We start from the raw sequence: 24,706 nt of genomic DNA on the forward strand, positions 1-24,706 counted from the left end.
AGTGGACCTTACATTTCCTTTTTCAAAAATTTCCCAGTTAAACTAATGGGGTTTTGAATTAATCCTTCTGGTGTACCTTCGAAGATAATCCTTCCGCCACCTGCGCCACCCTCTTCTCCTAAGTCGATTACCCAATCGGCCACTTTTACCACATCCAAATTATGCTCGATTACCAGAACGGTATTCCCTTTCTCTACCAATTCATTTAACACGCCTAAAAGCACATTAATATCTTCAAAGTGTAAACCAGTGGTTGGTTCGTCGAGAATATAAAAAGTTTTACCGGTATCTTTTTTTGAGAGTTCTGTGGCCAATTTTACTCGTTGAGCTTCACCACCCGATAAGGTAGTAGACGACTGGCCTAATCTAATGTAGCCTAAACCTACATCATTTAGGGTTTTAATTTTCCGATAAATGGCAGGCATATGTTCGAAAAAGACACAAGCTTCTTCAATACTCATATCGAGCACATCACTTATGGATTTGCCGCGGTAACGAACTTCTAAGGTTTCACGATTATATCTTCTTCCTCCACACTCTTCACATGGAACAGATACATCGGGTAAGAAATTCATTTCAATTACTTTCATTCCTGCACCTTGACAGGTTTCGCACCTCCCCCCCTTTACGTTAAACGAAAAACGGCCAGGCTTATAGCCACGAATTTTCGCCTCAGGCAAGAGTACAAATAGGTTACGAATATCAGAAAACACGCCAGTATAAGTAGACGGATTAGAGCGAGGTGTTCGTCCGATAGGTGCTTGATCAATTTCAATGACCTTATCGATTTCCTTTAACCCATTAATTTTCTCGTAAGGCAAAGGATGTTTCTTGGCTCTAAAAAAGTGATGGTTTAAAATGGGGTACAACGTTTCTGTAATCAAACTCGATTTCCCACTTCCAGAAACACCTGTTACTGCAATAAATTTTCCCAAAGGAAAATCTACAGAAACTTCCTTTAAATTATGACCAGTTGCTTTGATGATCGAAAGTTTATGACCATTTCCCTTTCTTCGTTTTTTAGGGATTTCGATTCCTTTTTTTCCGTTTAAATAAGCTGCCGTAAGGGTGCCCGATTTTAAAATTTGAGCTGGAGTTCCCTGTGCCACAACTTCGCCACCACGCACCCCTGCTGCCGGACCAATATCAATAACATGATCTGCTTCCAAAATCATGTCTTTATCATGTTCTACCACTAAAACCGTGTTTCCCAAATCACGTAGATTTTTTAAAGCACCGATAAGTCGTTCATTATCTCGTTGATGCAAACCAATACTAGGTTCATCCAAGATGTACATCACATTCATCAACTGAGAACCAATTTGAGTAGCTAAACGGATCCGCTGGGCTTCGCCACCAGAAAGTGTTCGAGCTGTTCGGTCTAACGAAAGATAGGTTAAGCCCACATCCGTTAAGAAGCCTATTCGTGCTCTAATTTCTTTTAGAATTTCTTTGGCGATGATATTTTGGCGTTCATTTAATCGATCTTCGACGGCAGAAAACCACATTTTCAAACTGTTGATATCCATTGCTGCCAATTCGAAAATGTTTTTACCATCTACTTTAAAATGAAGACTTTCTTTTTTCAATCGAGCACCATTACATTCTGGACAAGTTTTTAACTTTCTGAATGCATCCATATCGTCGGCATTCGCTGTATCACTTCTTTTGTCCTGCTGTTCTTCCAACAATTTAATAATGCCATCAAACGTAATTTGATAGTTCTGTACATTCCATTTGTTGTATTCGACCGCCACACTTAATAAATCGTGTGTTCCGTTTAAAATGATGTCAATATTATCGTCGCCAAGCTTTTCGAGTGGAGTAGAAAGCGAAAAATTGTATTTTTTTGCTAGTGCCTTCAACACTTGAAACATCCACACATCGCGGTATTCTCCCAATGGTGCTAAGCCTCCATTCAAAATGTTTAATTTCATGTTCGGCATCACCGATTCCTTATCTACCACAAAAATATAGCCTAAGCCATCGCAACGTTCGCACGCACCGTAGGGCGAATTGAACGAAAAACTGTTAGGTTGAGGCTCATCGTAAGAAATGCCTGTAGTTGGGCACATTAAAAACTTACTGAAATGAGCTACATTATTTTCTTTGTCGCTGATTTTTATAATTCCCTTACCAAGACGCATTGCCGTTTGAATGCTATCTAATAAGCGTTTGTGGTCTTTTTCATCAACAATTAAACGATCAACTACAATCTCTATATCGTGAATTTTATAGCGATCTACCTGCATTTTTGCCGTTAAATCTTTAATTTCTCCATCTATACGTACTTTCACATACCCTTGTTTGCGAACTTGCTCAAACAATTCGCGGTAATGCCCTTTTCTTCCTTTAACTATGGGTGCAAGGATATTTACGGGTAAGGTGTCGAATTTCTTATAAATATTTTTTAAGATTTGATCTTCGCTCATGCGTTCCATTTTCTCACCGGTATGATAAGAAAAAGCATCTGCCACACGCGCATAAAGTAAACGCATAAAATCGTAGATCTCAGTAATGGTACCTACGGTAGAGCGAGGGTTCTTACTGGTTGTTTTTTGTTCGATAGCAATTACCGGACTAAGTCCAGAAACCTTATCTACATCTGGCCTTTCCATTCCGCCCATAAATTGCCGTGAATAGGCACTAAATGTTTCCATATACCGGCGTTGACCTTCGGCGTAAATAGTATCGAAAGCAAGCGACGACTTCCCACTTCCACTTAAACCTGTAATTACTACTAGCTTATTTCGAGGAAAACTAACATCGATATTTTTAAGATTATGCACCCGAGCACCATACACTTCTACATCTTTTTGCTCACCTAGGTCGATATTCTTTTTGCTCATAAATTTCAGGGATGTCTGTGTAAAAAAACAGCCTGCAAAAATAACGAATTTTAAGGAAAAAAGCTACTGTTTCTACCACTTTGACAATCTTTAAAGATTGTTAAAGTGGCAATAGTGATCTCCTACCAATAACGGCAACCTAAAAATAAAATTTCTACTAAACAAGCCGCCAAGTTTAACTATTAGCCAATGAACAAACACTCAAACAACAAAACAACCAAATATTTGGAACGCAAGAAAATTAAGGATAGTTTTGAGGAACAAAGCCGTTAAAATTTGAACGGCAACATTGAGTTACTATTAGCTTAGAAATTATGATTATTGAACCAAGAATGCGAGGATTTATATGTTTAACTGCACATCCTAAAGGCTGTGAGCAAAACATCATCAATCAAATTAATTATATAAAATCAAAAGGTCCAATTGCTGGACCAAAAAAAGTGCTAGTTATTGGTGCTTCAACAGGCTTCGGACTAGCCTCTAGAATTACAAGCGCATTTGGATCAGATGCTGCCACAATTGGCGTTTACTTCGAGAAACCTCCAAAAGAAGGAAAAACCGCCTCTCCGGGCTGGTACAATACGGCAGCTTTCGAAACCGAAGCTATAAAAGCGGGATTATATGCAAAAAGTATTAATGGTGATGCGTTTTCTAACGAAGTGAAGCAACAAACAATCGACCTCATTAAGGCAGATTTAGGGCAAATTGATTTAGTTATCTATAGCCTGGCGTCTCCTGTTAGAACAAACCCAAATACAGGGATAACACATCGTTCGGTTTTAAAACCAATTGGCAGCACCTATACGAATAAAACAGTCGATTTTCATACTGGAATAGTATCAGAAGTATCTATTGAGCCAGCAAATGAGGAAGAAATTGAAAATACAATTGCCGTAATGGGTGGCGAAGATTGGGAAATGTGGATTGATGCATTAAAGGCCGAAAACTTATTGGCTGATGGGTTTACTACCGTTGCTTACTCGTATATAGGGCCTAAGGTTACTGAACCTGTTTATCGTAAAGGTACAATTGGCAGCGCAAAAGATCATTTAGAAGCAACAGCATTTACGATTGCCGATAAATTGGCGGCGTTGAACGGAAAAGCTTTCGTTTCGGTTAATAAAGCGTTGGTTACACAAGCGAGCTCGGCGATCCCAGTTATTCCACTCTATATATCGATATTGTATAAAATCATGAAAGAAGAAGGCATACACGAGGGCTGCATCGAACAAATTCAACGGTTGTTTAAAAATAGACTTTACAGTGGCGAAGCAGTTCCCGTTGATGAAAAAGGCAGAATAAGAATAGACGACTGGGAAATGCGCGATGATGTACAAGTTCGAGTTGCAACGCTATGGGAACAATCAACCACAGAAAATTTACCGTCAATTGGTGATTTAGCAGGTTATAAAAGTGATTTCTTGAACCTGTTTGGTTTTGATGTTGCTGGAGTAGATTATCAGGCAGATGCCAACGAGATGGTTGATGTACCAGGTTTGGTTGAGGCACCACTAGGCTAATCTACAAATTTTCTAATTAGCTCTTTCATTTCAAATGTCGAATATTAAACTCATTATCGAAGAACGCCCAAGTAACATTGGTAATTTTATGGTGGGCCGATTATTACCTTTTCGCGAAAAGAGAATGGTGGGCCCATTTTCGTTCATCGACCACATGGGTCCTGCGGCAATGAATGACCATCAAAATATCGACATTCCACCTCATCCACATATCGGCTTATCTACCCTAACCTACTTGTTCGAGGGTAGTATAATGCATAAAGACAGTTTGGGCACGGCTATTGAAATAAAACCGGGGCAGGTAAACTGGATGACAGCAGGAAAGGGGATTGCACATTCAGAACGTACACCAGAATATCTTCGCCATAGTGATAAAATGCTCCATGGACTGCAAATTTGGGTAGCTCTCCCTAAGCAATTAGAACAAATGGAACCCGAATTTTTTCACGCAGAAGCAGACGAACTTCCTAGTTGGGAAAATGAAGGCATACGGTATAAACTTATTGCCGGAAAAGCATTTGGTCATCAATCGCCCATTCCGGTTTATAGTCCACTTTATTTACTAGAATTAAAAAGCACAACAAAAACTCCTGTTAAAATAGGCCATGAACTTTTTGGCGAAAGTGGAATTTATATTCTCGAAGGGGGAATAGAAAGTGAAGAAAATAGGTTCGGTCCAAAACAACTTTTAGTCGCAAATGATAGCTCACTTTGTGAATTTACCCTACAAGAGAATACCACCATTTACATTTTTGGAGGCGAGCCTTTTGCCGAAGAACGATTTATTTACTGGAATTTTGTGGCCACAAGCAAAGAATTAATTGAAGCTGCTAAAGAAAAGTGGCTGGCGAAAGGTTTTGATCTAGTGCCTGGCGAAACGGAGTTTGTACCGTTGCCGCAGCAGCGATAGGTATAACTTTAAACCATATAATGTTTCGACTTACTCGGAAGCCCAGGTTATCGTAGTCCCGTTTTCCATAGGATGTCCCGTACAAACTAAAACTCTTCCTCGAGCTACTTCATCATCAGTTAACACTTCGTTGTAATCCATCCGTACCTTACCGCGTATACAAGTTGCCGTGCAGGTACTACAAACTCCTCCACTACAACTGTAAGGTAAATTGATTTTATTTTCGAGGGCTACTTCTAATATTCGTTTTGGATAGGGAACTTCCAAATGATGTACCTCCCCCATAAAATGCAAAACTATCGAGTAGGTATTTCTATCCACTACTTTCTCAGTCCCATCATCTTCATCAAGCTCATCCTCGGGCAAAACAAAAGTTTCACGTTTAATTTGAGACGGTTTTATGCCCGAGCTCAGCAAGGTAATGCGGCATACATCCATATAATCAACCGGCCCACAGGTAAAAAATACCGCTTCACTCTTTTCGAATGCTAAATTTTCTTTTACCAACTGGTTGATTAAAATACCATTCAACCTTGCACGTAATAAATTTTTTGAATTGCTATACAGGTGGATAACCTTTAACCGGCCAACATAAGCGGCTTCCCATTTTGCAATTTCATCGGCAAACAAAGTGTCTTCCGCCGTGCGACTGCTATAAACAAGCACAATTTTCGAAGCCCACTCTTTAATTAGCACTGTTTTTAAGATAGAGAAAAGTGGAGTAATCCCCACCCCGGCAGCAAACAGAAATACAGTTCGTTTCATTTCAGGATCTGGATGATAGATGAACTGGCCATTAGGTTCCGCTATTTCGACTACATCGCCGCGTTGCAACTGATGATGGATAAACCTCGATATTTCCCCGTTCTCTACCAGTTTTACGGCAATGGCAATTGGTTCATCCACGTCTGGAGAACTACAAAAAGAATAGGAACGCCTTAACTCCCTTCCATTAACTTGAAATACAAAGGTTAAAAACTGCCCAGCTTTGTAGCTTAACTTCTCACCATTAAGGATTTCGAACTCAATCTTAATCACCTCAGTGGGTTGTTTAGCAACAGAAATAACACGGAGCTTTTGCAAAGACATTATGCAAAATAATGAAAAATAAGCCACAGATGCGCAGATTAAAAAATTAATCTGCGCATCTGTGGCTAAAAAAGAAATACTATTCTACTGTTGCGCTTGTAGGTGCAACAAAAGCAATTAATGCTTTCTGATTTGCATAACCATTACGTGCAGGATTTTCAAGAATTTCTTTCATCGAAATTAATTTGTAAACATATCCTCCTGTTTCGCGGTTTAATTTCATTTTGAAATAATTGTCTTGGTTTTGTTTGTTAATCTGCCTCTTCATGTGCACATCACCAACATTATAAGCAGCCGCAACTAAAGTCCAACTGTTAAAAATACTGTGAAGCTCTTTCATGTACTTACACGCGGCAATGGTAGACTTTCGTAAATTCTTACGCTCATCTACGCGGCTATTCACTTTCAAACCATACATGCGCGCTGTTCCAGGCATAAATTGCCAAAAGCCCGCTGCTCCTTTAGGTGATGTACCGCTTTGTAAGCCAGATTCAACCAAGGGCATGTACTTAAAATCGTTAGGGATACCATACATCGCAAGAATGGGTTCAATAATAGGGAACCACTCTGCTGCTCTGCGGTGTAAACGATTAGTTTGTAAATTTTGATAACCATAAGAAGCTAAAATTCGCTTCATTTTACCAGCTACTTTAGCATCGCCCAAAGGCAAAGTTTCGTTGGCAAATTCTAATTGAGCTATTGTAAATTCCGGCTCTTCGGTATCTTCTTTTATAGTAGTGAGATTGTTATTCTTTAGCGTTGTTTTTTCATTTGGCAGTGTGTAAGCAAACACTTTTGCCATCACCAGTAAGATTATAATTACTGAGAATGGGATGAGGTGTTTCTTTATCATCTTCCTCCTTTTTTTGGTAAACAATTATAATTGATTCCACAAAGGTACGATTTATTAATCTAATTATCAAACACTTAGCTATTTTTACGTTAAAATCAAGGTTTAAACTATTTTAAAGCAAGATTTCATTTTGATAATTTTAGTCTTATTTTTACTAAATAGATCATTATATTTTTCTTATTTTTGCAGCCGCATATTCTATGCGAGTAAATGCGTATCATGATAAAAAAAGATAATAGGAACAGTCGAGATGACAAGTCCAAATCGGGCGAAGCGGGTAAAAGCAGAAGACCTGCTGGTACTGATAAGCCCAAAGTAAGATATAGTGATAAAGACGGAAAAAACAATTCCGACAAAGACGATAAAGATAAACGCAAGGCTACTTTTGCATCAGATGGAAAAGCTCCATACAGACCAAGAGCGGCTAGAGAAGGTGATTTTAAATCTAGACCTTCAAGAGATGGCGATTCAAAACCTTATCCATCGCGACTACCAGGCGGAAAAGATTTTAAACCACGTACTGAGCGGGGTGGCGAATCGAGAGAATACAAGCCGAGAGCTTCGAAAGAAGGCGATTATAAACCTCGAACCGATAGTAAAGGCGGATTTAAGCCATGGGAGAAAAAAGATAGCGGAAATGCTAACTATAAACCAAGAGCATATAAAGAAGGTAGTTCAAGAGACGAATCTTCCGAAGGAAAACGCAGTTATGTTAAGAAAGACAATTTTATAACAGACGGCGATAAATCAAAATTTGCAGATAAAAAGGGAACAGCATCAAGAAGTACTGATAGCCGTCCTTACCGCAAACGTGAAGCTGGTGATTTTAAAATCAAAGATGATAGAGGAGAACGTGTAGCGCCCACTACAAGAAGTAGAAAAATTGCCGAACCTAAAGACGACGGCTTAATTCGCTTAAACCGGTATATCGCTAATTCTGGCATCTGCTCTCGTCGCAAGGCGGATGAATTAATTGCCGCAGGTGTCGTTTCCGTAAATAATGTACCAGTAACCGAATTAGGGCACAAGGTAGATCCTTATAAAGACGAAGTACGTTACAATGGCGAACTTTTAAAACGTGAAAAGAAAGTTTACGTTTTATTAAATAAACCAAAAGATTATATCACTACTACAGACGACCCACAAGAACGTAGAACCGTAATGCAGCTGGTAGAAAAAGCGAGCAGAGAGCGTATTTATCCCGTTGGGCGTTTAGATAGAAATACTACAGGATTAATTTTAATGACCAATGATGGAGAACTTGCGGATAAATTATCACATCCAAAAAATGGCATTACCAAAATTTATCATGTAGAATTAAGTAAGAATTTAAGTCAAGGCGATTTCAATAAAATCCAGTTTGGCCTAGAGCTCGAAGACGGATTGATTAAACCTGACAATATATCTTACGTTGCAGGAGCAAGCAAAAAAGAGATTGGCATCCAAATACACAGCGGAAAAAATCGTATCGTTCGTCGCATTTTCGAACACTTAGGCTACGATGTGGTAAAATTAGACCGAGTAGTCTATGGCAATTTAACTAAGAAAGACTTACCACGCGGAAGATGGCGTTTCTTAGAAGAGCACGAATTGATTCAGATTAAGCATTTGATAAAGTAATTTGATAATTAGATTTAAAAGGCCACAGTTTTGTGGTCTTTCTGTTTTCGCAGACATTTACCTCAATATTTATCGCAAAGGTAGCGAAGTACTCAAAGGTAATATCGACTTCTTTGAGCGGCCCGTAAATTATCCGGCCTTGATTGCCCACTTAGTGTACTCTACGATTAAAAAAACGCATTTAGCAGATAAGCTCGTTGTTAATATAGTGTTTAAATTTAGTTTTGCTTTGCATTTCTTTGCGTACTTTGCGTTAAAATAATCGCTATGACAAAAAAAATTCTATTTATTTTATGCCTTGCCTTTACCATGCACGCTAACGCTCAAAATTATAACCTATTAATTGGAACGTACACTAATAAAGGCACCAGTGAGGGTATTTATGTTTACGATTATAATCTCAAAACTGCGGAAACCAAATTAAAAAGTGTTACAAAAACAACTAACCCAAGTTATTTAGCTATAAGTGCGAATAAAAAATTTGTGTATTGCGTTAACGAAGACGGAAAAAGCAGTACGGTAAGTGCTTTTGATTTCAAATCAAAGAGTGGAACATTAAAATTCCTGAATAAAATACCATCTGGAGGTGCCGACCCCTGCTACATAACTACGATTGGACCAAGAATAATGGCAGCTAATTATTCTGGTGGAAGTATTGCTACATTTTGGACAACTTCAAACGGTTTTACAGGAGCAAGCCAAGTGGTACAACACACTGGTAAAAGTATAGATCCAAAAAGGCAGTTGAGTGCTCACGTGCATCAAGTACAACCAACTCCAGACAAGAAATATGTCGTGGCAACTGATTTAGGCGAAGATCAAATCTATATTTACGCATATGGTGAAGGGCACGGCAGGAAGCTAGTACCCCACAAAATAATCAAAACCAATCCTGGCTCTGGACCAAGGCATTTAACCTTTAGTAATGATGGAAAATTTGCTTATTTAGTGCACGAGTTTAATGGAAAGATAACCGCATTTGCTTATTCAGATGGAAATTTAACTAAAATACAAGAGATAGAAACAACACGTAAAGATTTTACTGGAAAAATCGATGGTGCAGATATTCATGTATCAACTGATGGGAAATTTTTATACGAAACCAACCGAGGCGACGCCAACAGCATCAATGTATTTGCAATTGATAGTGATGGCATGCTAGAATTGATCGAAAGCGTAAGCACTTTAGGAAAAGGGCCTCGAAATTTTGCCATCGATCCAAGTGGAAATTTTTTATTGGTTGCGCATCAATATACTAATGATGTAGTGATTTTTAATCGAAATCAAACCAGTGGCAAACTCACCGATAGTGGTAAAAGAATAAGTGTTGGCGCTCCCGTTTGTTTGGTCTTTAGTAAGTAGACCTAAAGTTTTTGATCTGTAAGTGCCAGGGATGAGCACTAATGAACCAATGATTGTTTTAGCACTTCATTATAATAGGCAATATACATCGGTAAAATCTTTTTCAGATCGAAATCCTGCGCCCTTTTAAATGCATTTTCTTTAAAATAACGCAAAGTCTCTTCATTCGTTAGAATGGTAATCGCCTTTTTAGCCATATCTTCTATATCACCAACATTACACATGTAACCACAAAAATCATCGATATTTAGCTCTGGTAAACCTCCAGCATTTGAAGTGATAACGGGCACTTTACATGCCATGGCCTCTAATGCCGCCAAACCAAAACTTTCTGACTCAGAAGGCATAATAAATAGATCCGATACCGATAGAATTTCTTCAACCGCATCTTGTTTACCCAAAAACCGTACATGATCACTTATACCTAATTCTCTGCACAAGGCCTCATTTGCTGTACGCTCAGGTCCATCACCCACCATTAATAATTTTGACGGAATTCGTTCTAGAACAATCTTAAACATCTTAATTACATCTTCAGTACGCTTTACTTTTCTAAAGTTTGAAGTATGGATTAAAATACGTTCGTTATTGGGTGCGATAGCTTTCTTAAAGTGGTCTTTAGGCTGTAAACTAAACCGAGTAAAATCGATAAAATTGTGAATAACCTTTATCTCCTTTTTAATATCGAAATGTTTGTAGGTGTCTTGTTTTAAATCTTCAGATACCGTCGTTACTCCATCGCTCTGATTAATCGAAAAGGTTACAACTGGTTTATAGGTAGCATCCTTACCTACCAAGGTAATATCGGTTCCATGCAACGTCGTTACAAATGGAATATTGATGCCATAGGTAGCTAAAATCTGTTTCGCCATAAAGGCTGCTGATGCATGGGGAATAGCGTAATGAACATGCAGAATATCTAATTGTTCGAAGCGAACCACATCTACCAGTTTACTGGCTAAGGCCGATTCGTAAGGCGCATAATCAAACAAAGGATAGTCCCTTACTGAAACCTCGTGATAAAATAAATTCGCCGAAAAAAAATCAAGTCTTGCGGGTTGACTATAAGTTATAAAATGAACCTGATGACCTTCATTAGCTAACGCTTTACCCAATTCGGTAGCAACAACACCACTTCCGCCAAATGTTGGGTAACAAACAATTCCAATTTTCATTAACGCTTATTATTTACAAGCAAATTAACCTATATCTTATTTAAGTTGTGTTATCTGTTGGTAATAATATTGATGGTATTACTTATAATTAAAAATTATAAGTGGCTTCATGCCCAGAAGTTTTCCTTCCTCAACACGAATGTCGCTTCGTATAGATTCTACACGCTTAATTTGCTTATTGTACAAATCCAATGCTCTTTGGGCGTCGTCCATATCTTTTTTAGCATTTTTGGCCGCCCTTTCAATTGCTTTAGCATCTACTGTGGCTATTTTTTTTGAAACACTGCTATTTTGAGCCGCCGATTCCTTTGCTCTTGCATTTGCTGCAAGCAACCTTATTCGAAGTTTTTCTACATCACCCTCCTCTTCAGATTCCTTTATTTTAAGTTCATGAAGTTTTAAGGTTGTTTTTAAAATTGTTACTCTGTCTTTTAAAATCCCTAAGGAATCTTTAGATACATTTGGTGTATACGTTTGCGCTTTCCCATTTACAGAAAACAGCAATACAATAGCTACAATGAAGTAGGGAAATTTTGCGTTCATAAAAATAGATTTAATTAAATATACGAATTTAGCTTCAGTACAGATTAACTTCGCATTTCATTTTGAATAACCAAATACATTTCGTTTGGTCGTTGCGTTCCAATATGATATTCTAAGCCATCGCGATCGGTTAACACTACGGCATCTTTGCCCGACGAATAAAAACGGATACTTCCCTTTCGGTGTAAATTATAAACGGGATTGTTAAAAATATAATTACTATAGGTGTCTTTACGCACCTTAACAATACTGTTTAAATCTATTTTAACTTTTTTTGCCGTCCATAAGCCATCAATAATTACACTCTTATTTTCAATAATTGTTTTATACTGAATAAGGAATAAAAGTGCGATTGAAACGCCAATAATACCAAAGCCTACTACTAAAAAAAGATCAACGGTATTATCTCGATCTCGTTCGTACACATACGCTGCAAAGCAAAAAGCCGCCATAATTAGCCGAATACAAATACGAATGTAGTCGCGGCCAATGTACTGTTTCTCAATAAAGACGTGTTTTTGCTCCATGATATTTTAACATTCGAATATAGCAACTTTTTTCGTTGTTACCTTTACTTTATATCTATTGTCTTGCCTAAAACCCACTACCCAAATGATTTCGCCATTTCCATTTATAAGAAGTGGTATTTTCGATTTATGAGGAATTGCAACCTTTTGGTCAATAAAAAAATCGCTCAATTTCTTATAATGCTTCATTCCCAAGGGCATAAACTTATCTCCATCTTGCTTAAAGCGAATAACGAGCGGAAATATCAATTTATCGGCATCAACAAAAGCTTTGTTAGCATTCGAATCTATGCTAATCGAATGCGAGTAAGAAAGCAGAAGTTTTTTCTCGCCTACCCCTACATATTCATCATGAGGGTGCATAAAAAAAATATCCTCTTTAATGGCAGCAATTGGTGAAATAACTAGATCTGTTCTATTAATGGTTGCACGATAATTTGGGCTATAAAATGAAGTACCACTTTGTTTAGCAAGGGAGCTTAAAATCTCATCCACTACAGAAGATGTAAACTGATAGGGCTTAAGCAATTCAAAAAAAAGCAATTTTTGTGGTGATAATGCTACAATTTTCTCAATAGAAAAATAAATATCGTCTCCCCTCTTTTCGCACACGTTTTGTCGAGTTTGTTCTACAACTTGTTGCAACACCGCTTCAGTTTCGGCGAAGCGGATAAAGTTCCTTGCAAAAGTTTCTTCCAGGTTGGGATTTATTTCTTTTAAAACGGGAATTACATTCAATCGAATGTTGTTTCGGGCATAGGTATCGGTTAGGTTTGAGCTGTCCTCTACATAATCGATGTTATGCTCTTCTACGAGTGCTTCGATTTGCTGTCGCGACAGAAATAATAAAGGACGAACCAGATAATCTCTTTTAGGCAAAATACCATGCATGCCGCTAATTCCGGTTCCTCTGGTTAAGTTAAGTAGCAAGGTTTCGATCGAATCGTTTTGATGATGTGCTAGGGCGATGTAATCATATCCATTGGCCAGCCTTAGCTCTTCAAACCATCGATAACGCAGATCTCTCGCGGCCATTTGCGTCGAAACATGATTTGCTTTTGCATAGGCTTTAGTATCAAAATGTGTAGTATAAAAAGGAACATCCAGCGTATGTGCCAACAACCTTACAAAGGCTTCATCGCGTTGCGATTCATCCCCTCGCAAATTAAAATTACAGTGTGCTATACTAAATTTAAAACCTGTGAGTTTAAATAGCTGAGCCATAAGCACCGAGTCTTTACCACCGCTTATGGCCAATAGTATGTTATCCTCTTGTGTAAAGAGGGCATTTTTTTTGATATACGCTATAAAACCAGATGCAGGTAACATGGCTCAAAAATATTTAATTTAAACCAGCAAAGCTTAGAAACTATTAAAATTTATTTAGGAATTTGTTTATACTTCTTTTCGGCTGCAATTTCGTTGTGTTTTTTTCGTTAATTCTGTTGTTTTCATTTGTACTCAAGAGGGCTTGGCCGTTCTTGAGGTAGAAGCCCCGCTATATCTTCGAAAAACACGCCTTATTTCGCACAAACCTGCGGAGCAAGCTTGAAGACAGATAAAAACCTAATTGCTACTGAAAAAATAAGTGATAAACATTTTTACAACATAAATTTAAACAGTTTCTGTATCAATAAAAAAAAATTAAACCTAACTTTGTAACGTGCAGAAATTACGTTTTTTCTTTCTTTTAATGCTCCTTCCCAGTCTGTTGTATTCGCAACAGCTGACGAAAATAATTATTAGGGAATCTGAGTTTATAAAAATTGACAACATTAGTAAGATCACCCATATTAAAAAACCAGTTTTTGAACACGATGGGGCAATATTAACCTCTGATAGTGCCCGTTTATGGCAAGAACTAAACTATTTTGAGGCTTTTGGAAATGTTCACATCAACCAAGATACTATAAATATTTATTCAGACTTGCTCAACTACGATGGAAATGCGAAGATGGCACATTTGATTAATAAAGTGCGTATGTCTGATCCATCATCCCTACTCACTACCAATGTTTTCGATTACAATATGGCAACGAAAGTAGGGATCTATATGGACAATGGGAAAATTGAGAACAGAAAAGAAGGCACCACGGTAACCAGTAAAAAAGGGTATTACCTCTCGAGTACCAAAGATGCCTATTTCAGGCATAACGTTAAGGTGGTTACCGATTCGGTTACGATTACGTCCGATTCATTGCGCTATAATACCTTTAGCAATCAAACTTATTTTTACGGGCCAACCGATATAAAAGGCAAAAATGATAATCTTTACACCGAAAATGGTGAATACAATACCAAAACTAAAAAGGCCTTTTTTGGAAAGAAAAACCTCTACACACAAGGCACAAAAAGTTTAAAAGGCGATAGTTTATATTACGATGGCATAAAAGGATATGGAAAAGCTGTTAAGAATATTACCTATAACGACACGCAAGATAAATTACTTTTAAAAGGTCAATTAGGCGAGTACTTTAAGGAAGGGGAACGAATTATCGTTAAAATTAATGCCTATGTAGGCATGGGTTCTTCTGATTCTGTAACGGTAGATGGGAAACTTATCCCCGATACCTTATGGCTTGGTGCCGATATACTCGAAGCAGAGCGGTCACTACAAAAATCGTTAAGTCTTATTCAAAAACCAACGGTGCTACAAGATGATGAAATTGGCGTGGAAGAAGAAAAACCAAAAACTGATGCACTAGCACCGAATAAACAACCCCTAGAGGCATCCTCTAGTGCTAAACCAACAGCGCCTAAAGTTGCTTCAAAAGTAAGTGCGAAGCAAAGTAAAAAAGACCAGGCAAAAGAAAAAGCAAAAAAAGATAAGGCACCTCCTCCAGATAGCTTAGAAACTAAACTGGATTCCGTTAAACGCTTAGCAGATTCTACCAGCTTGGATTTAAATATAGTGATCAAGAAAGATAGCTTGACGAAAGACAGCTTGCTTACCAGTAAACAGGCATTGATTAAAGATTCAACAAAGCTCGATTTATCTAAAAAAGTTCCTGACAAAAAAGATACTTCAAAAGTGGCACCTAATAAAGCCGCAATAACCAATCCTAAGGCCCCGGTATCCTTAACTAAACCCATTGCGGTTAAAGATTCATTGCCGTTTAATCCGGCCGATACGGTAAGAACTCGAACCATCAAGGCATATCACAATGTACGAGTTTATAAAACCAATTTGCAAGCAAAATCCGATTCGCTATTTTTTACAGCGGCCGATTCTACATTAAGGTTATATAAAAATCCGATTTTATGGGCAGATAGTTCTCAACAAACGGGAGATACTATTCATGTACAATTTAAGGACAAAAAAATAAATAGTGCTCAGGTTATTCAAAATGCATTTATTGCAGATCAAGAAACAGACACTACTAAATTCAATCAGATAAAAGGGAAAATTATTACTGCTTTCTTTAACAAGGGCGAGATTAGAAATATGTATGTTGATGGGAATGCCGAAAGCATTTCTTACGATAAGAAAAAGGATGGGCAATATCAACAAAATCAAACCCTTAGCGCTAGGATAAAAATCACTTTCGAAGATAAAGAAATTTCGATTATCAAGGAGGTGAAAGGGATTGAAGGTACATTTTCTCCCCCCAATAAGGTACCAAAAGAAGGATTATTAACGGGTTTTATTTGGAAACCCGAACTTCGACCAAAAAGCAAAAATGACATTATCAAAGGGAATACTATTAAAGCACCAGATAAGGATAAGGTGGCGTCTCCTAAGCCCAAAGTTCCCCAAAAAACAACTACAAAAAAGCCAGTGACGACTGTCAAAAAAGCTTAAAATATTCATCGTGGCATCATTGCTAGGCACGAAGCGATCTCCTATAATTAAGTACGTAGATTGCTTCGTAACTCGCAATGATGCTCAAACCTTCAAGAACGCAATCAATTTCTTCATGGCTAAAGCCCTATGACTAATTTCATTTTTTTTCTCCATCGTCATTTGCGCAAAAGTTTCTGCATAACCATCGGGCTGAAAAATGGGGTCGTAGCCAAATCCTTCCTTACCAATCGGTTCAGTTCTTAATTCTCCATAGATAACTCCTTCAAAAAGGTAGTTCTTTCCATCTTTTATTAGCGAGATTATGGTTTTAAATCTAGCTTTACGATTGGTTATGCCCTGCATTTTCGTTAATAGAAAGTTTAAGTTAAGTTCGTCTCCTCTCGAACCACTATACCTTGCCGAAAAAATGCCAGGTTCGTTGTTTAGCGCTTGCACTTCTAAACCGCTATCATCTGCAAAACAGTCTAGCTTAAAATGTTGGTGTACATAACTACTTTTCAGCGTTGCATTTTCAGCAAAACAAGTTCCAGTTTCTGCAATATCGGTTAAGCAACCAATATCAGTAAGATTTAGTACTTGATATTTCGGCCACAATAAGGCTTTAACTTCTTCGGTTTTGTGTATATTATTTGTAGCAAAAACTAATTGCTTCATATCTTCAATTGTTGCAGGCTTGCCCATAAAATTTTCTTACTTGTTAAATCAGAATCCAACTCATGTAGATTTTTCGCAAATACATGTTTAGCCTCATTGTAGGTAACAAGTTGATGCATTGGGTGGGTTGGTAAATCAAGTTCCATTGGCTCCACTCCAAATGCAATCATAATTCTACAGCCAAAGAAAGACTCTAATTTTTTATATTTTGCTGAGGTGTAATCTGCATAATTAACTAAAGCAAAATCATTGTTAGTTAAATTAATTGCCTTAAGCAATTTCCTTAATAATTTCTTTCCCTGTTCGGTACTTACATCATTTAGGGAATCATTCACCAGAATTAAAACATTCTTTTGGTTTTTACCTAAAAATTTAAATTCCACCACATCCAACCCATTAACTATTTTGTCAATCGCTATACTTTCGGTAACCAAATAAATATCCTCAGTAAAAAATAAACGTAAGGCTTCGGCGTTACTTGTAAGTTGGGTGTCCATAACAGAAAAAATTTCTGTTAAAATTAGTTAAATATCTTATTATAGTGCCTTAAATTGTTATTTTTATCCATTAAAACTATATAGCTGTTGTCTTTTGTGAGAAAAGTCTGTTGCCTTTTTATTTTGTGTGGTTTGAATTTCGTTGCTTTTGCACAAAATGTTGCATCAGTAAATGGAAAATCGATAAGCAGCAAGGAGTTTATGTGGGTATATAAAAAAAATCATGGTGGTGTAGCAAATGCATCCTATCCTGAGTTATCATCTTACCTAGAACTTTATGTCAACTTTAAATTAAAAGTTCTCGACGCTAGATCTATGGGCTTAGATGCAGATACAGCGTATAAAGCAGAAATTAATGGCTATGAAAATGCATTAAAAGCACAAAGAAAAACATCCCCGAAAAATTTGGAATATGCGTACATTATGAATGAATACCGTGAGGGAGTACTAATGTTTAACGTTTCTGAGCGAAAAATCTGGAGTAAGGCTTGGGACAACGAGAGTAAGTTACGTGAATATTACAGTGAAAACGCATCGAATTATGCGAATAAAGGATTTGATGAAGTGAGGGGGCAAGTAATTGCAGACTATCAGCAAAATCTAGAAAACGAATGGATAAAATTATTAAGAACAAAATACCCGGTAAAGATTAATAACGATGAGTTAAGGAAGTTAGCCAAGCTGTAGCTAAATACTTACACGAATAATAGTAACTTTGCAAATAATTACAATTGAACAATTAGAATGAAGAAATCTCTATACATAAGCTTTGCATTAATTTGCCTGTTTATGAATGTACAAGCACAAAAGAAAACGATAGATAAAGTAGTTGCAGTAGTAGGTAGCAATATTATCCTATTATCTGAATTGAACCAGCAATATGGCTTTTATTTAAATCAAGGTAATCCGGCCGATGACCGCATTAAATGCATTTATTTGCAGCAAATGCTCATTCAAAAACTTTTAAAACAACAGGCAGAAATCGACTCGATTGTGGTTGAAGAAGCCCAAGTTGATGATGAATTAGACAAGCGTATGCGTTATCAGATCCAACGTATGGGCGGTCAAGAGCAATTAGAGCAGTTTTTACACAAATCTGTTTTGCAATATAAAGACGAAATGAGACCTGACGTTAAAGAAGGCTTAATTGCAAACAAGATGCAATCAAAAATTACAGAAAACGTTAGTGTTACGCCTTTAGAGGTTAAGAAATATTTCGAAACCTATCAAAAAGATAGTTTGCCCGATATTGGTACTGAGGTAGAAGTAGGCGAAATTGTTTTATATCCTAAATTAAACAAGGCCGAAAAACAAAAGTATTACGATAAACTTGAAGAAATTAGAACTCGCATTAAAGATGGTCAAGATTTTGGGTTTTTAGCAAAGAGTTATTCAGAAGATCCGGGTTCTGCATCTGAAGGTGGAGATTTAGGCTTTTTTGATCGTTCCCAAATGTTTAAAGAATTTACACAATGGGCTTTTAAATTAAAACCAGGAGAACTATCTCCGGTTTTCGAAACCGAAGCAGGTTATCACTTCCTACAGGTAATCGAACGCAGGGGAGAGCAAGTTCATGCCCGTCACATCCTAATTCGACCAAAAACTACGCCTGAGAGTTTAACCCGATTGCATTTAAAAGCAGATAGTATCTATAAAGACATTACGGTAAATAAAATGCCTTTTGCCTATGCAGCATCCAACTTTTCAGACAATAAAGAAACACAATACAACGGAGGCATGATGTTATATGCTGATAACGTTACGGCTAGAACAACCTTTATTCCGGTTGAAAAATTAGATCCGAGTGTTTTTGTGGTGATTGATACCATGAAAGTTGGAGAAATTTCTAAACCCGTTGCCTTTTCGACTCCTGAACAAGGAAAAGAAGGTTACAAAATCTTTTTCCTTAAATCGAAAATTCCACCTCATAAAGGAAATCTAGAACAAGATTATCCAAAATTTAAAGAGCGTGCGCAGAAAGAAAAAGAAGATCGCATTGTAAGTGAATGGTTCGAAAAACGCAAAGAAACTACCTATATTAAAATTGATGAAGAGTTTGCTACCTGCGACGAATTGAAACTTTGGTTTAAAAACGAAAAGAAATAAGTTGCATGCAATTCGAAAATGAGGTAAAAGCTGTTGATGCCCTGCATCAGTCTTTCAAGAAAATCCAGTCAGAAATCAGCAAAATTGTAATTGGCCAAGATGAGGTTATTAAATCGGTATTAGTTGCTATTTTTAGTAACGGCCACTGTCTATTAGTAGGCGTACCAGGTTTAGCGAAAACACTTTTGGTGCAAACTGTATCGAGTGTATTGGACCTTTCTTTTAACCGTATTCAATTTACACCCGACTTAATGCCGAGCGATATTATCGGAGCCGAAATTTTAGGCGAGGATCGTCATCTTAAATTTATAAAAGGACCCATATTTTCGAATATCATTTTGGCCGACGAGATTAATCGTACACCTCCAAAAACGCAGGCGGCTTTGTTAGAAGCCATGCAAGAGAAAGCAGTTACCACCGCCGGTCAAACGCATAGCTTACCGCAGCCATTTTTTGTGTTGGCTACGCAAAACCCCATTGAACAAGAAGGAACATATCCGCTCCCGGAAGCGCAGTTAGATCGTTTTATGTTCAACATTTTCTTAGATTACCCAACATTTGCTGATGAATTAACGATTGTTAAAAACACCACTAGCAATAGTGAGGTTACCCTTGAGAAGGTAATTAACGCAAGCGAAATCCAATATTTTCAGAAACTTATCCGTAGCATTCCTATAACCGATAACGTTTTAGAATATGCTGTTACCTTAGCTGCTAAAACTCGCCCAAATACCCCATTAGCATCGGCAGCAATAAATAACTATGTAAGTTGGGGTGCTGGTCCTCGTGCTTCTCAGTTTTTAGTATTAGGCGCTAAATGCCATGCTGCCATTTCAGGTAAATATGCTCCAGATATCGAAGATGTACAAGCCGTTGCAGAAGCCATTTTACGTCACCGTATTGTACGTAACTATAGGGCAGAAGCTGAAGGCCTATCCATTGAACAAATCATTAAGGATTTGTTTTAGTTTAACTGTCCCATTATATTGGGATAATCGGTAATGATCCCATCTATCCCTAATTTCATTAAATAGGTAATATCCTTCGTTGAGTTAAGAGTCCATGGAATAATTTTAATGCCCAAAGCATGGCATTTATCAACCAATGTTTTACCAACCAAAACCGAATATGGGCTATAAATTGTTGGATTGAAACCCAGCTCTTTAAGATTATTTTCAAAATTCTCCTTTTCGTCAATTAACAAAGAAGTTCTAATTTTAGGATAATTTTCGTGTAAATATTGAAGTGTTCGTACATCAAATGATTGAATGATTACCCTCTTTTCTATTTTCTTCTTCTTTACGATAGTCATAATTAAGTCTACATAAGTAGCTGGATCGGGCTGAAACACATTATCTCCTTTTGGGATTAATTTTGTCTCGATGCTATAATCAGGTTTTGCCAAGCGATACAATTTAATGTAATTTTCTACCGAATCGATCATTTCGGAAAGCAGTGGTTTATAGGCCTTAAATTTTTGCTGTCCTGGAAATCGGGGATGAGTTTTACTGCCAACATCAAACTTTTTAATCTCTGCATAATTCATTTTATAGATATTATGCTTTTTTTCGTCCTTCAAGGAAATTGGCTTTCCATCGGGAGATAGGCTAATTTCGTGATTAAAATAGGGTTCTTGCGACAACACCACCTGCTTATCTTTGGAAATTACTGCGTCCATTTCCAAAGTGGTAACCCCTAATTGAATAGCCTTTATCATTCCAGCAATCGTATTTTCGGGCATAATACCACGACAACCTGCCTTGCCCTGTACATCGAATTTTTGTTGTGCAAAGCTGTTAAATGCAACAAGCAGGGCAACAATTAAAAGTGTAAGTTTTCTCAACGCTCTGCCAACGTATAAATTTGTACCAGAATATTCCAAGTAAAATCGGGCTGAAGTTCCCATATGTACAAATAATTAAAACTCTCGCGTAAATCAGTCTTATAATCGATGGTAGCTACACCATAAGAATAAGCAAGATCTCCGCCCAATGCCTTATCTGCTGCTACTGTCTTTAGATTAATCTTATCGATCATCCTGTTATTAAAGGCTTGGATATTTTCTTTACCTAAAACAGGTTCAGTACCTGGAAACAACAAACGAGAATTGGCACTCAAAAAGCCAGAAAATGCAGTAGGTCCGTAGGTTTTTAAGGTAGTGTTTAATATTTTTTCTGTTGTATAGATAATATCTCTTTTGGTTTTAAGATCTTTTTCGGTTGCAAAAACAGGCGAGAACTTGTCTTTCGGCTCAATCACCGTTGGAACTACCTGTTTCAACGGCTTATTAGATTCGGCACCCATATCTAAAATAAGTTCCCAATTCCCATTATTTCCCCTCCAAACCGACACATATTGTCCGTATGATTTTTGCTCTCCATCTACCATATAGGCGCCGGTGGTAAAGCCCCAATCTCTACTCCTCGACATTCGCGTGTAGCTTGGCTTCCAGGATAAATTTTTCATATCGGGCGCAGTACTATAAAATTTACGCGCATTAACAGCATTTGGCCTAAAAACAACCGCATCTGGTGCAGCGAAAGAAGTGAATGCTGCATTTGTTCCATTCTTTAATGCACTAGCTGAAAATGCGAGTTCAGCAGCAGCTAACGATTTAGCTGAACCATCAGATTTTTGGGCATAGCCAGAAAAACCAATAGACCATGCAAATAAGGTGTAAACAATTTTCTTCATTTTTTAAATATTTAACGAATATACCAACAAATACCATTAAGCTGCAGGTTTTTCGCGATAAACTGTCTCCAATACAACTTGTCCTACTGCTTTTAACGTGTTACGATCAATGTTGTTTAAGTTATCGAATTGGGTATGCCAATTTTTATAAAAACCAGTTGCGTCCGTAAAATCGATAATATCGATACAAGGGATACCTGCTTGATTTACCCAATAATGATCGTCTATTAGATTACCGGAATTTTGGTTGATAAAGTACTTAGAAAAACCAATCTCATTGGCAATGCCCCAAACCTTTTGCACCACAGTGGGCGCATAGTGTCTAGACACTTCATCCATTGCAAATTGCGCATTTGAGCCCCCAACCATATCTAAATTAATTGCATAAAGGGGTTTATATCCAATTACGGGTGGATTTTTTACCCAATACTGAGATCCAATACACCACGTAGTTTCATGCGGTGTATCATCATTTGCCTTGCCATAATCTTCAATGTCCCATAAAATAAAATCGACCCCAATGTTGGGTTGTTTACGTTCAATCTGGCGAGCCATTTCTAAAATTATCGCAACACCACTTGCACCATCATTTGCTGCATCAAAAGGTTTATCTCTATTAAGTTCATCGGCATCCTGGTCAGAAAAAGGACGAGCATCCCAATGAGCAGTAATTAAGATGCGCTGTTTTTTTTCGGGATAAAAAGCAGCAATGATATTTTTTAATTGATGTGTTTTGCCATCGTAGGTTTGTGCGGCAGCCTGTTGCACAAATACATCACCACCAAAAGACTTCAATTTTTGTTGTAAATACGTTGCGCATTTCGAATGTGCCAAGGTAGAAGGGATGCGAGGTCCAAAATCAACCTGGGCCTTTGTGTAGGCAAAAGCACTATCGGCATTAAAATCTGGAGAAATTAAGGTTACTGTACTTTGTTTTTCGCTGTCTGTTGAAGTTTGCTTTTGATCAGAATTGCAAGCCAGCACGATGCCGATTAAAATCGCAATAAAAAGGATATATTTTTTACTCATTTTATTCATCATATTTTACTCCAAGTGGTGCCGTCTTTACTATCTTTCAATTGTATCCCCATCTCTTGCAAACCGATACGGATTTTATCAGAGGTTGCATAATCTTTATTTTCTTTCGCTTCTTTTCGTAACGCAATTACCATTTCTAATACACTATTCAGTTCAACATTACTGCTTTCTTCGTCCTTTAGGCCAAAAACATCGTATACAAAATCAATCATTAAGGCCTTTAATTTATCTAATTCTACAGCAGAAATCTTTGCGGCGCCATCATAAACCGTGTTAATGATGCGAACTGCTTCAAATAATTCGGCAATAACTATCGGACTGTTAAAGTCATCGTTCATTGCATTTATACAATTTACACGAAGTGCGTCGATCTCGAAATCGCTCTGTTCGCTCGGAGCCAATTTTGACAATAAATTCATTGCGCTCATTAGCCTTCTGAACCCCTTTTCCGAAGCGTCTAAAGCTTCGTTCGAAAAGTCTAACGTACTACGGTAATGAGCTTGCAACATAAAAAACTTAACCGTCATCGGGCTATATCCTTTTTTCAGCAAAGGATGGTTACCTGTGAACAATTCGCCAGGCAAAAAACCGTTGCCAGCAGATTTAGACATTCGTGTACCGTTAACCGTTAACATATTGGTATGCATCCAATATTTAGCAGGTTGATGATGGCTGCAGGCTTCTGATTGGGCAATTTCATTGGTATGGTGCGTAGCCGCTAAATCTAATCCACCGCCATGGATATCGAACTCTCGACCTAAATACTTCGCACTCATTGCAGAGCACTCGATATGCCATCCTGGAAATCCAGCACCCCATGGAGATGTCCATTGCATTAAGGTTTCTGGTTTCGCTTTTATCCATAGTGCAAAGTCTAACCGGCCATGCTTATCGTCTTGTCCGCCCAACTCACGAGTATTGGCAAGCATATCTTCCAAATTACGATTGGTTAACACCGTATAATTGTATTGCTGACTATACTTCTCTACATCGAAATAAATCGTTCCATCTACTTCATAGCCATAACCATTTTCTATAATGGTTTTTATCATCTCAATTTGCTCAATAATATGCCCCGTTGCCGTAGGTTCAATGCTGGGTGGTAACGTATTAAACATCCGCATTACTTCATGAAACCCCAGGGTGTACTTTTGTACAATTTCCATGGGTTCAAGCTGTTCAAGTTTTGCTCTTTTTGCAAATTTATCATCCCCTTCGTCTCGATCGCCCTCCAGATGGCCAGCATCGGTTAGGTTACGTACATAGCGAACTTTATAGCCACTAAACTTTAAGTATCTAAAAATTAAGTCGAACGAAATAAATGTTCTACAATTACCTAAATGCACATCACTATAAACCGTTGGCCCACATACATACATACCTACATGGGGTGCATTTAGGGGTTCAAATTTTTCCTTTTTCCGTGAAATGGTATTATATAATTGAAGGTTTTGTATCATGGTA

At 37.6% G+C, this 24,706-nt stretch carries 21 protein-coding genes; 8 read left to right on the forward strand and 13 right to left on the reverse strand.

Going from position 1 to position 24,706, the window contains the following annotated elements:
- Window positions 1–8: 8 nt before the first annotated feature.
- Window positions 9–2,849, reverse strand: a complete 2,841-nt coding sequence (gene uvrA, locus WG904_RS01425; protein WP_339577506.1) for an excinuclease ABC subunit UvrA — start codon at window positions 2,847–2,849, stop codon at window positions 9–11.
- Window positions 2,850–3,163: 314 nt separating this feature from the next.
- On the opposite strand from uvrA, the gene fabV reads away from it, so the two are divergent.
- Both fabV and WG904_RS01435 read left to right on the forward strand, forming a co-directional pair.
- Window positions 3,164–4,369 carry an enoyl-ACP reductase FabV gene (fabV, locus tag WG904_RS01430; RefSeq protein ID WP_339577507.1) on the forward strand — a complete coding sequence of 402 codons (1,206 nt, stop codon included), beginning with the start codon at window positions 3,164–3,166 and terminating at the stop codon, window positions 4,367–4,369.
- A 34-nt stretch (window positions 4,370–4,403) separates the two neighbouring features.
- Entirely contained in the window at window positions 4,404–5,279 is an 876-nt protein-coding gene (locus WG904_RS01435; protein ID WP_339577508.1) for a pirin family protein, read from the forward strand.
- 30 nt (window positions 5,280–5,309) lie between these two features.
- On the opposite strand, the gene WG904_RS01440 is transcribed toward WG904_RS01435, so the two are convergent.
- Together WG904_RS01440 and WG904_RS01445 are read right to left on the reverse strand one after the other, a co-directional pair.
- The gene (locus WG904_RS01440) at window positions 5,310–6,368 is read right to left on the reverse strand and encodes a 2Fe-2S iron-sulfur cluster-binding protein (protein WP_339577509.1); all 1,059 of its coding nucleotides are present in this window, start codon (window positions 6,366–6,368) and stop codon (window positions 5,310–5,312) included.
- A gap of 79 nt (window positions 6,369–6,447) precedes the next feature.
- A complete protein-coding gene (locus WG904_RS01445) occupies window positions 6,448–7,221 on the reverse strand; it encodes a lytic transglycosylase domain-containing protein (RefSeq protein ID WP_339577510.1) in 774 nt (257 codons plus the stop codon).
- A 219-nt stretch (window positions 7,222–7,440) separates the two neighbouring features.
- Here WG904_RS01445 and WG904_RS01450 point away from each other — a divergent pair, with 219 nt between their 5' ends.
- Complete coding sequence (locus WG904_RS01450; RefSeq protein WP_339577511.1) at window positions 7,441–8,841, forward strand: pseudouridine synthase; 1,401 nt, start codon at window positions 7,441–7,443, stop codon at window positions 8,839–8,841.
- A gap of 267 nt (window positions 8,842–9,108) precedes the next feature.
- Window positions 9,109–10,203 carry a lactonase family protein gene (locus WG904_RS01455; protein ID WP_339577512.1) on the forward strand — a complete coding sequence of 365 codons (1,095 nt, stop codon included), beginning with the start codon at window positions 9,109–9,111 and terminating at the stop codon, window positions 10,201–10,203.
- A 38-nt stretch (window positions 10,204–10,241) separates the two neighbouring features.
- Here the strand turns inward: WG904_RS01455 and bshA are convergent, their stop codons facing one another.
- The 4 genes from bshA to tilS all read right to left on the reverse strand — a co-directional run bounded on the left by bshA (window position 10,242) and on the right by tilS (window position 13,777).
- The gene (gene bshA, locus WG904_RS01460; RefSeq protein WP_339577513.1) at window positions 10,242–11,378 is read right to left on the reverse strand and encodes an N-acetyl-alpha-D-glucosaminyl L-malate synthase BshA; all 1,137 of its coding nucleotides are present in this window, start codon (window positions 11,376–11,378) and stop codon (window positions 10,242–10,244) included.
- A 78-nt stretch (window positions 11,379–11,456) separates the two neighbouring features.
- Window positions 11,457–11,921 carry a hypothetical protein gene (locus WG904_RS01465; protein WP_339577514.1) on the reverse strand — a complete coding sequence of 155 codons (465 nt, stop codon included), beginning with the start codon at window positions 11,919–11,921 and terminating at the stop codon, window positions 11,457–11,459.
- Window positions 11,922–11,965: 44 nt separating this feature from the next.
- Complete coding sequence (locus WG904_RS01470) at window positions 11,966–12,448, reverse strand: hypothetical protein (protein WP_339577515.1); 483 nt, start codon at window positions 12,446–12,448, stop codon at window positions 11,966–11,968.
- A 6-nt stretch (window positions 12,449–12,454) separates the two neighbouring features.
- Entirely contained in the window at window positions 12,455–13,777 is a 1,323-nt protein-coding gene (gene tilS / locus WG904_RS01475; RefSeq protein WP_339577516.1) for a tRNA lysidine(34) synthetase TilS, read from the reverse strand.
- 334 nt (window positions 13,778–14,111) lie between these two features.
- Here tilS and WG904_RS01480 point away from each other — a divergent pair, with 334 nt between their 5' ends.
- On the forward strand, window positions 14,112–16,250 hold the full coding sequence (locus tag WG904_RS01480; protein ID WP_339577517.1) for an OstA-like protein: 2,139 nt from the start codon (window positions 14,112–14,114) through the stop codon (window positions 16,248–16,250).
- An 84-nt stretch (window positions 16,251–16,334) separates the two neighbouring features.
- Here the strand turns inward: WG904_RS01480 and rdgB are convergent, their stop codons facing one another.
- Together rdgB and WG904_RS01490 are read right to left on the reverse strand one after the other, a co-directional pair.
- Complete coding sequence (rdgB, locus tag WG904_RS01485; protein WP_339577518.1) at window positions 16,335–16,907, reverse strand: RdgB/HAM1 family non-canonical purine NTP pyrophosphatase; 573 nt, start codon at window positions 16,905–16,907, stop codon at window positions 16,335–16,337.
- On the reverse strand, window positions 16,904–17,404 hold the full coding sequence (locus WG904_RS01490; protein ID WP_339577519.1) for a hypothetical protein: 501 nt from the start codon (window positions 17,402–17,404) through the stop codon (window positions 16,904–16,906). Before WG904_RS01490 ends, rdgB begins: the two co-directional genes overlap by 4 nt.
- Window positions 17,405–17,536: 132 nt before the next feature.
- Between WG904_RS01490 and WG904_RS01495 the strand changes: the two genes are divergently transcribed.
- Genes WG904_RS01495 through WG904_RS01505 form a run of 3 tightly spaced genes read left to right on the forward strand, consistent with a single transcriptional unit; the run spans window position 17,537 to window position 20,478 of the window.
- Window positions 17,537–18,091 (forward strand): hypothetical protein, encoded by a 555-nt coding sequence (locus tag WG904_RS01495; RefSeq protein WP_339577520.1) that lies wholly within the window; start codon window positions 17,537–17,539, stop codon window positions 18,089–18,091.
- Window positions 18,092–18,148: 57 nt separating this feature from the next.
- On the forward strand, window positions 18,149–19,510 hold the full coding sequence (locus WG904_RS01500; protein WP_339577521.1) for a peptidylprolyl isomerase: 1,362 nt from the start codon (window positions 18,149–18,151) through the stop codon (window positions 19,508–19,510).
- Window positions 19,511–19,515: 5 nt separating this feature from the next.
- Window positions 19,516–20,478, forward strand: coding sequence for an AAA family ATPase (locus WG904_RS01505; RefSeq protein ID WP_339577522.1), 963 nt, complete (start codon window positions 19,516–19,518; stop codon window positions 20,476–20,478).
- Here WG904_RS01505 and WG904_RS01510 read toward each other — a convergent pair.
- Genes WG904_RS01510 through cysS form a run of 4 tightly spaced genes read right to left on the reverse strand, consistent with a single transcriptional unit; the run spans window position 20,475 to window position 24,702 of the window.
- A complete protein-coding gene (locus WG904_RS01510) occupies window positions 20,475–21,416 on the reverse strand; it encodes a glycerophosphodiester phosphodiesterase family protein (protein ID WP_339577523.1) in 942 nt (313 codons plus the stop codon). The two genes, WG904_RS01505 and WG904_RS01510, sit on opposite strands and share 4 nt — an antisense overlap.
- Window positions 21,350–22,204 carry a nuclear transport factor 2 family protein gene (locus WG904_RS01515; protein WP_339577524.1) on the reverse strand — a complete coding sequence of 285 codons (855 nt, stop codon included), beginning with the start codon at window positions 22,202–22,204 and terminating at the stop codon, window positions 21,350–21,352. Before WG904_RS01515 ends, WG904_RS01510 begins: the two co-directional genes overlap by 67 nt.
- 36 nt (window positions 22,205–22,240) lie before the next feature.
- The gene (locus WG904_RS01520) at window positions 22,241–23,245 is read right to left on the reverse strand and encodes a M28 family peptidase (protein WP_339577525.1); all 1,005 of its coding nucleotides are present in this window, start codon (window positions 23,243–23,245) and stop codon (window positions 22,241–22,243) included.
- The gene (cysS, locus tag WG904_RS01525) at window positions 23,242–24,702 is read right to left on the reverse strand and encodes a cysteine--tRNA ligase (RefSeq protein ID WP_339577526.1); all 1,461 of its coding nucleotides are present in this window, start codon (window positions 24,700–24,702) and stop codon (window positions 23,242–23,244) included. Before cysS ends, WG904_RS01520 begins: the two co-directional genes overlap by 4 nt.
- Window positions 24,703–24,706 lie beyond the last annotated feature (4 nt).

The organism is Pedobacter anseongensis (genome assembly GCF_037482965.1).
GTDB classification, from domain to species: Bacteria; Bacteroidota; Bacteroidia; order Sphingobacteriales; family Sphingobacteriaceae; genus Pedobacter; species Pedobacter anseongensis.

Coding starts and splice junctions, on each gene's coding strand:
- uvrA (WP_339577506.1), bottom strand. CDS start 2,849: ATGAGCAAAAAGAATATCGACCTAGGTGAGCAAAAAGATGTAGAAGTG.
- fabV (WP_339577507.1), top strand. CDS start 3,164: ATGATTATTGAACCAAGAATGCGAGGATTTATATGTTTAACTGCACAT.
- WG904_RS01435 (WP_339577508.1), top strand. CDS start 4,404: ATGTCGAATATTAAACTCATTATCGAAGAACGCCCAAGTAACATTGGT.
- WG904_RS01440 (WP_339577509.1), bottom strand. CDS start 6,368: ATGTCTTTGCAAAAGCTCCGTGTTATTTCTGTTGCTAAACAACCCACT.
- WG904_RS01445 (WP_339577510.1), bottom strand. CDS start 7,221: ATGATAAAGAAACACCTCATCCCATTCTCAGTAATTATAATCTTACTG.
- WG904_RS01450 (WP_339577511.1), top strand. CDS start 7,441: ATGATAAAAAAAGATAATAGGAACAGTCGAGATGACAAGTCCAAATCG.
- WG904_RS01455 (WP_339577512.1), top strand. CDS start 9,109: ATGACAAAAAAAATTCTATTTATTTTATGCCTTGCCTTTACCATGCAC.
- bshA (WP_339577513.1), bottom strand. CDS start 11,378: ATGAAAATTGGAATTGTTTGTTACCCAACATTTGGCGGAAGTGGTGTT.
- WG904_RS01465 (WP_339577514.1), bottom strand. CDS start 11,921: ATGAACGCAAAATTTCCCTACTTCATTGTAGCTATTGTATTGCTGTTT.
- WG904_RS01470 (WP_339577515.1), bottom strand. CDS start 12,448: ATGGAGCAAAAACACGTCTTTATTGAGAAACAGTACATTGGCCGCGAC.
- tilS (WP_339577516.1), bottom strand. CDS start 13,777: ATGTTACCTGCATCTGGTTTTATAGCGTATATCAAAAAAAATGCCCTC.
- rdgB (WP_339577518.1), bottom strand. CDS start 16,907: ATGAAGCAATTAGTTTTTGCTACAAATAATATACACAAAACCGAAGAA.
- WG904_RS01490 (WP_339577519.1), bottom strand. CDS start 17,404: ATGGACACCCAACTTACAAGTAACGCCGAAGCCTTACGTTTATTTTTT.
- WG904_RS01500 (WP_339577521.1), top strand. CDS start 18,149: ATGAAGAAATCTCTATACATAAGCTTTGCATTAATTTGCCTGTTTATG.
- WG904_RS01505 (WP_339577522.1), top strand. CDS start 19,516: ATGCAATTCGAAAATGAGGTAAAAGCTGTTGATGCCCTGCATCAGTCT.
- WG904_RS01510 (WP_339577523.1), bottom strand. CDS start 21,416: ATGGGAACTTCAGCCCGATTTTACTTGGAATATTCTGGTACAAATTTA.
- WG904_RS01515 (WP_339577524.1), bottom strand. CDS start 22,204: ATGAAGAAAATTGTTTACACCTTATTTGCATGGTCTATTGGTTTTTCT.
- WG904_RS01520 (WP_339577525.1), bottom strand. CDS start 23,245: ATGATGAATAAAATGAGTAAAAAATATATCCTTTTTATTGCGATTTTA.
- cysS (WP_339577526.1), bottom strand. CDS start 24,702: ATGATACAAAACCTTCAATTATATAATACCATTTCACGGAAAAAGGAA.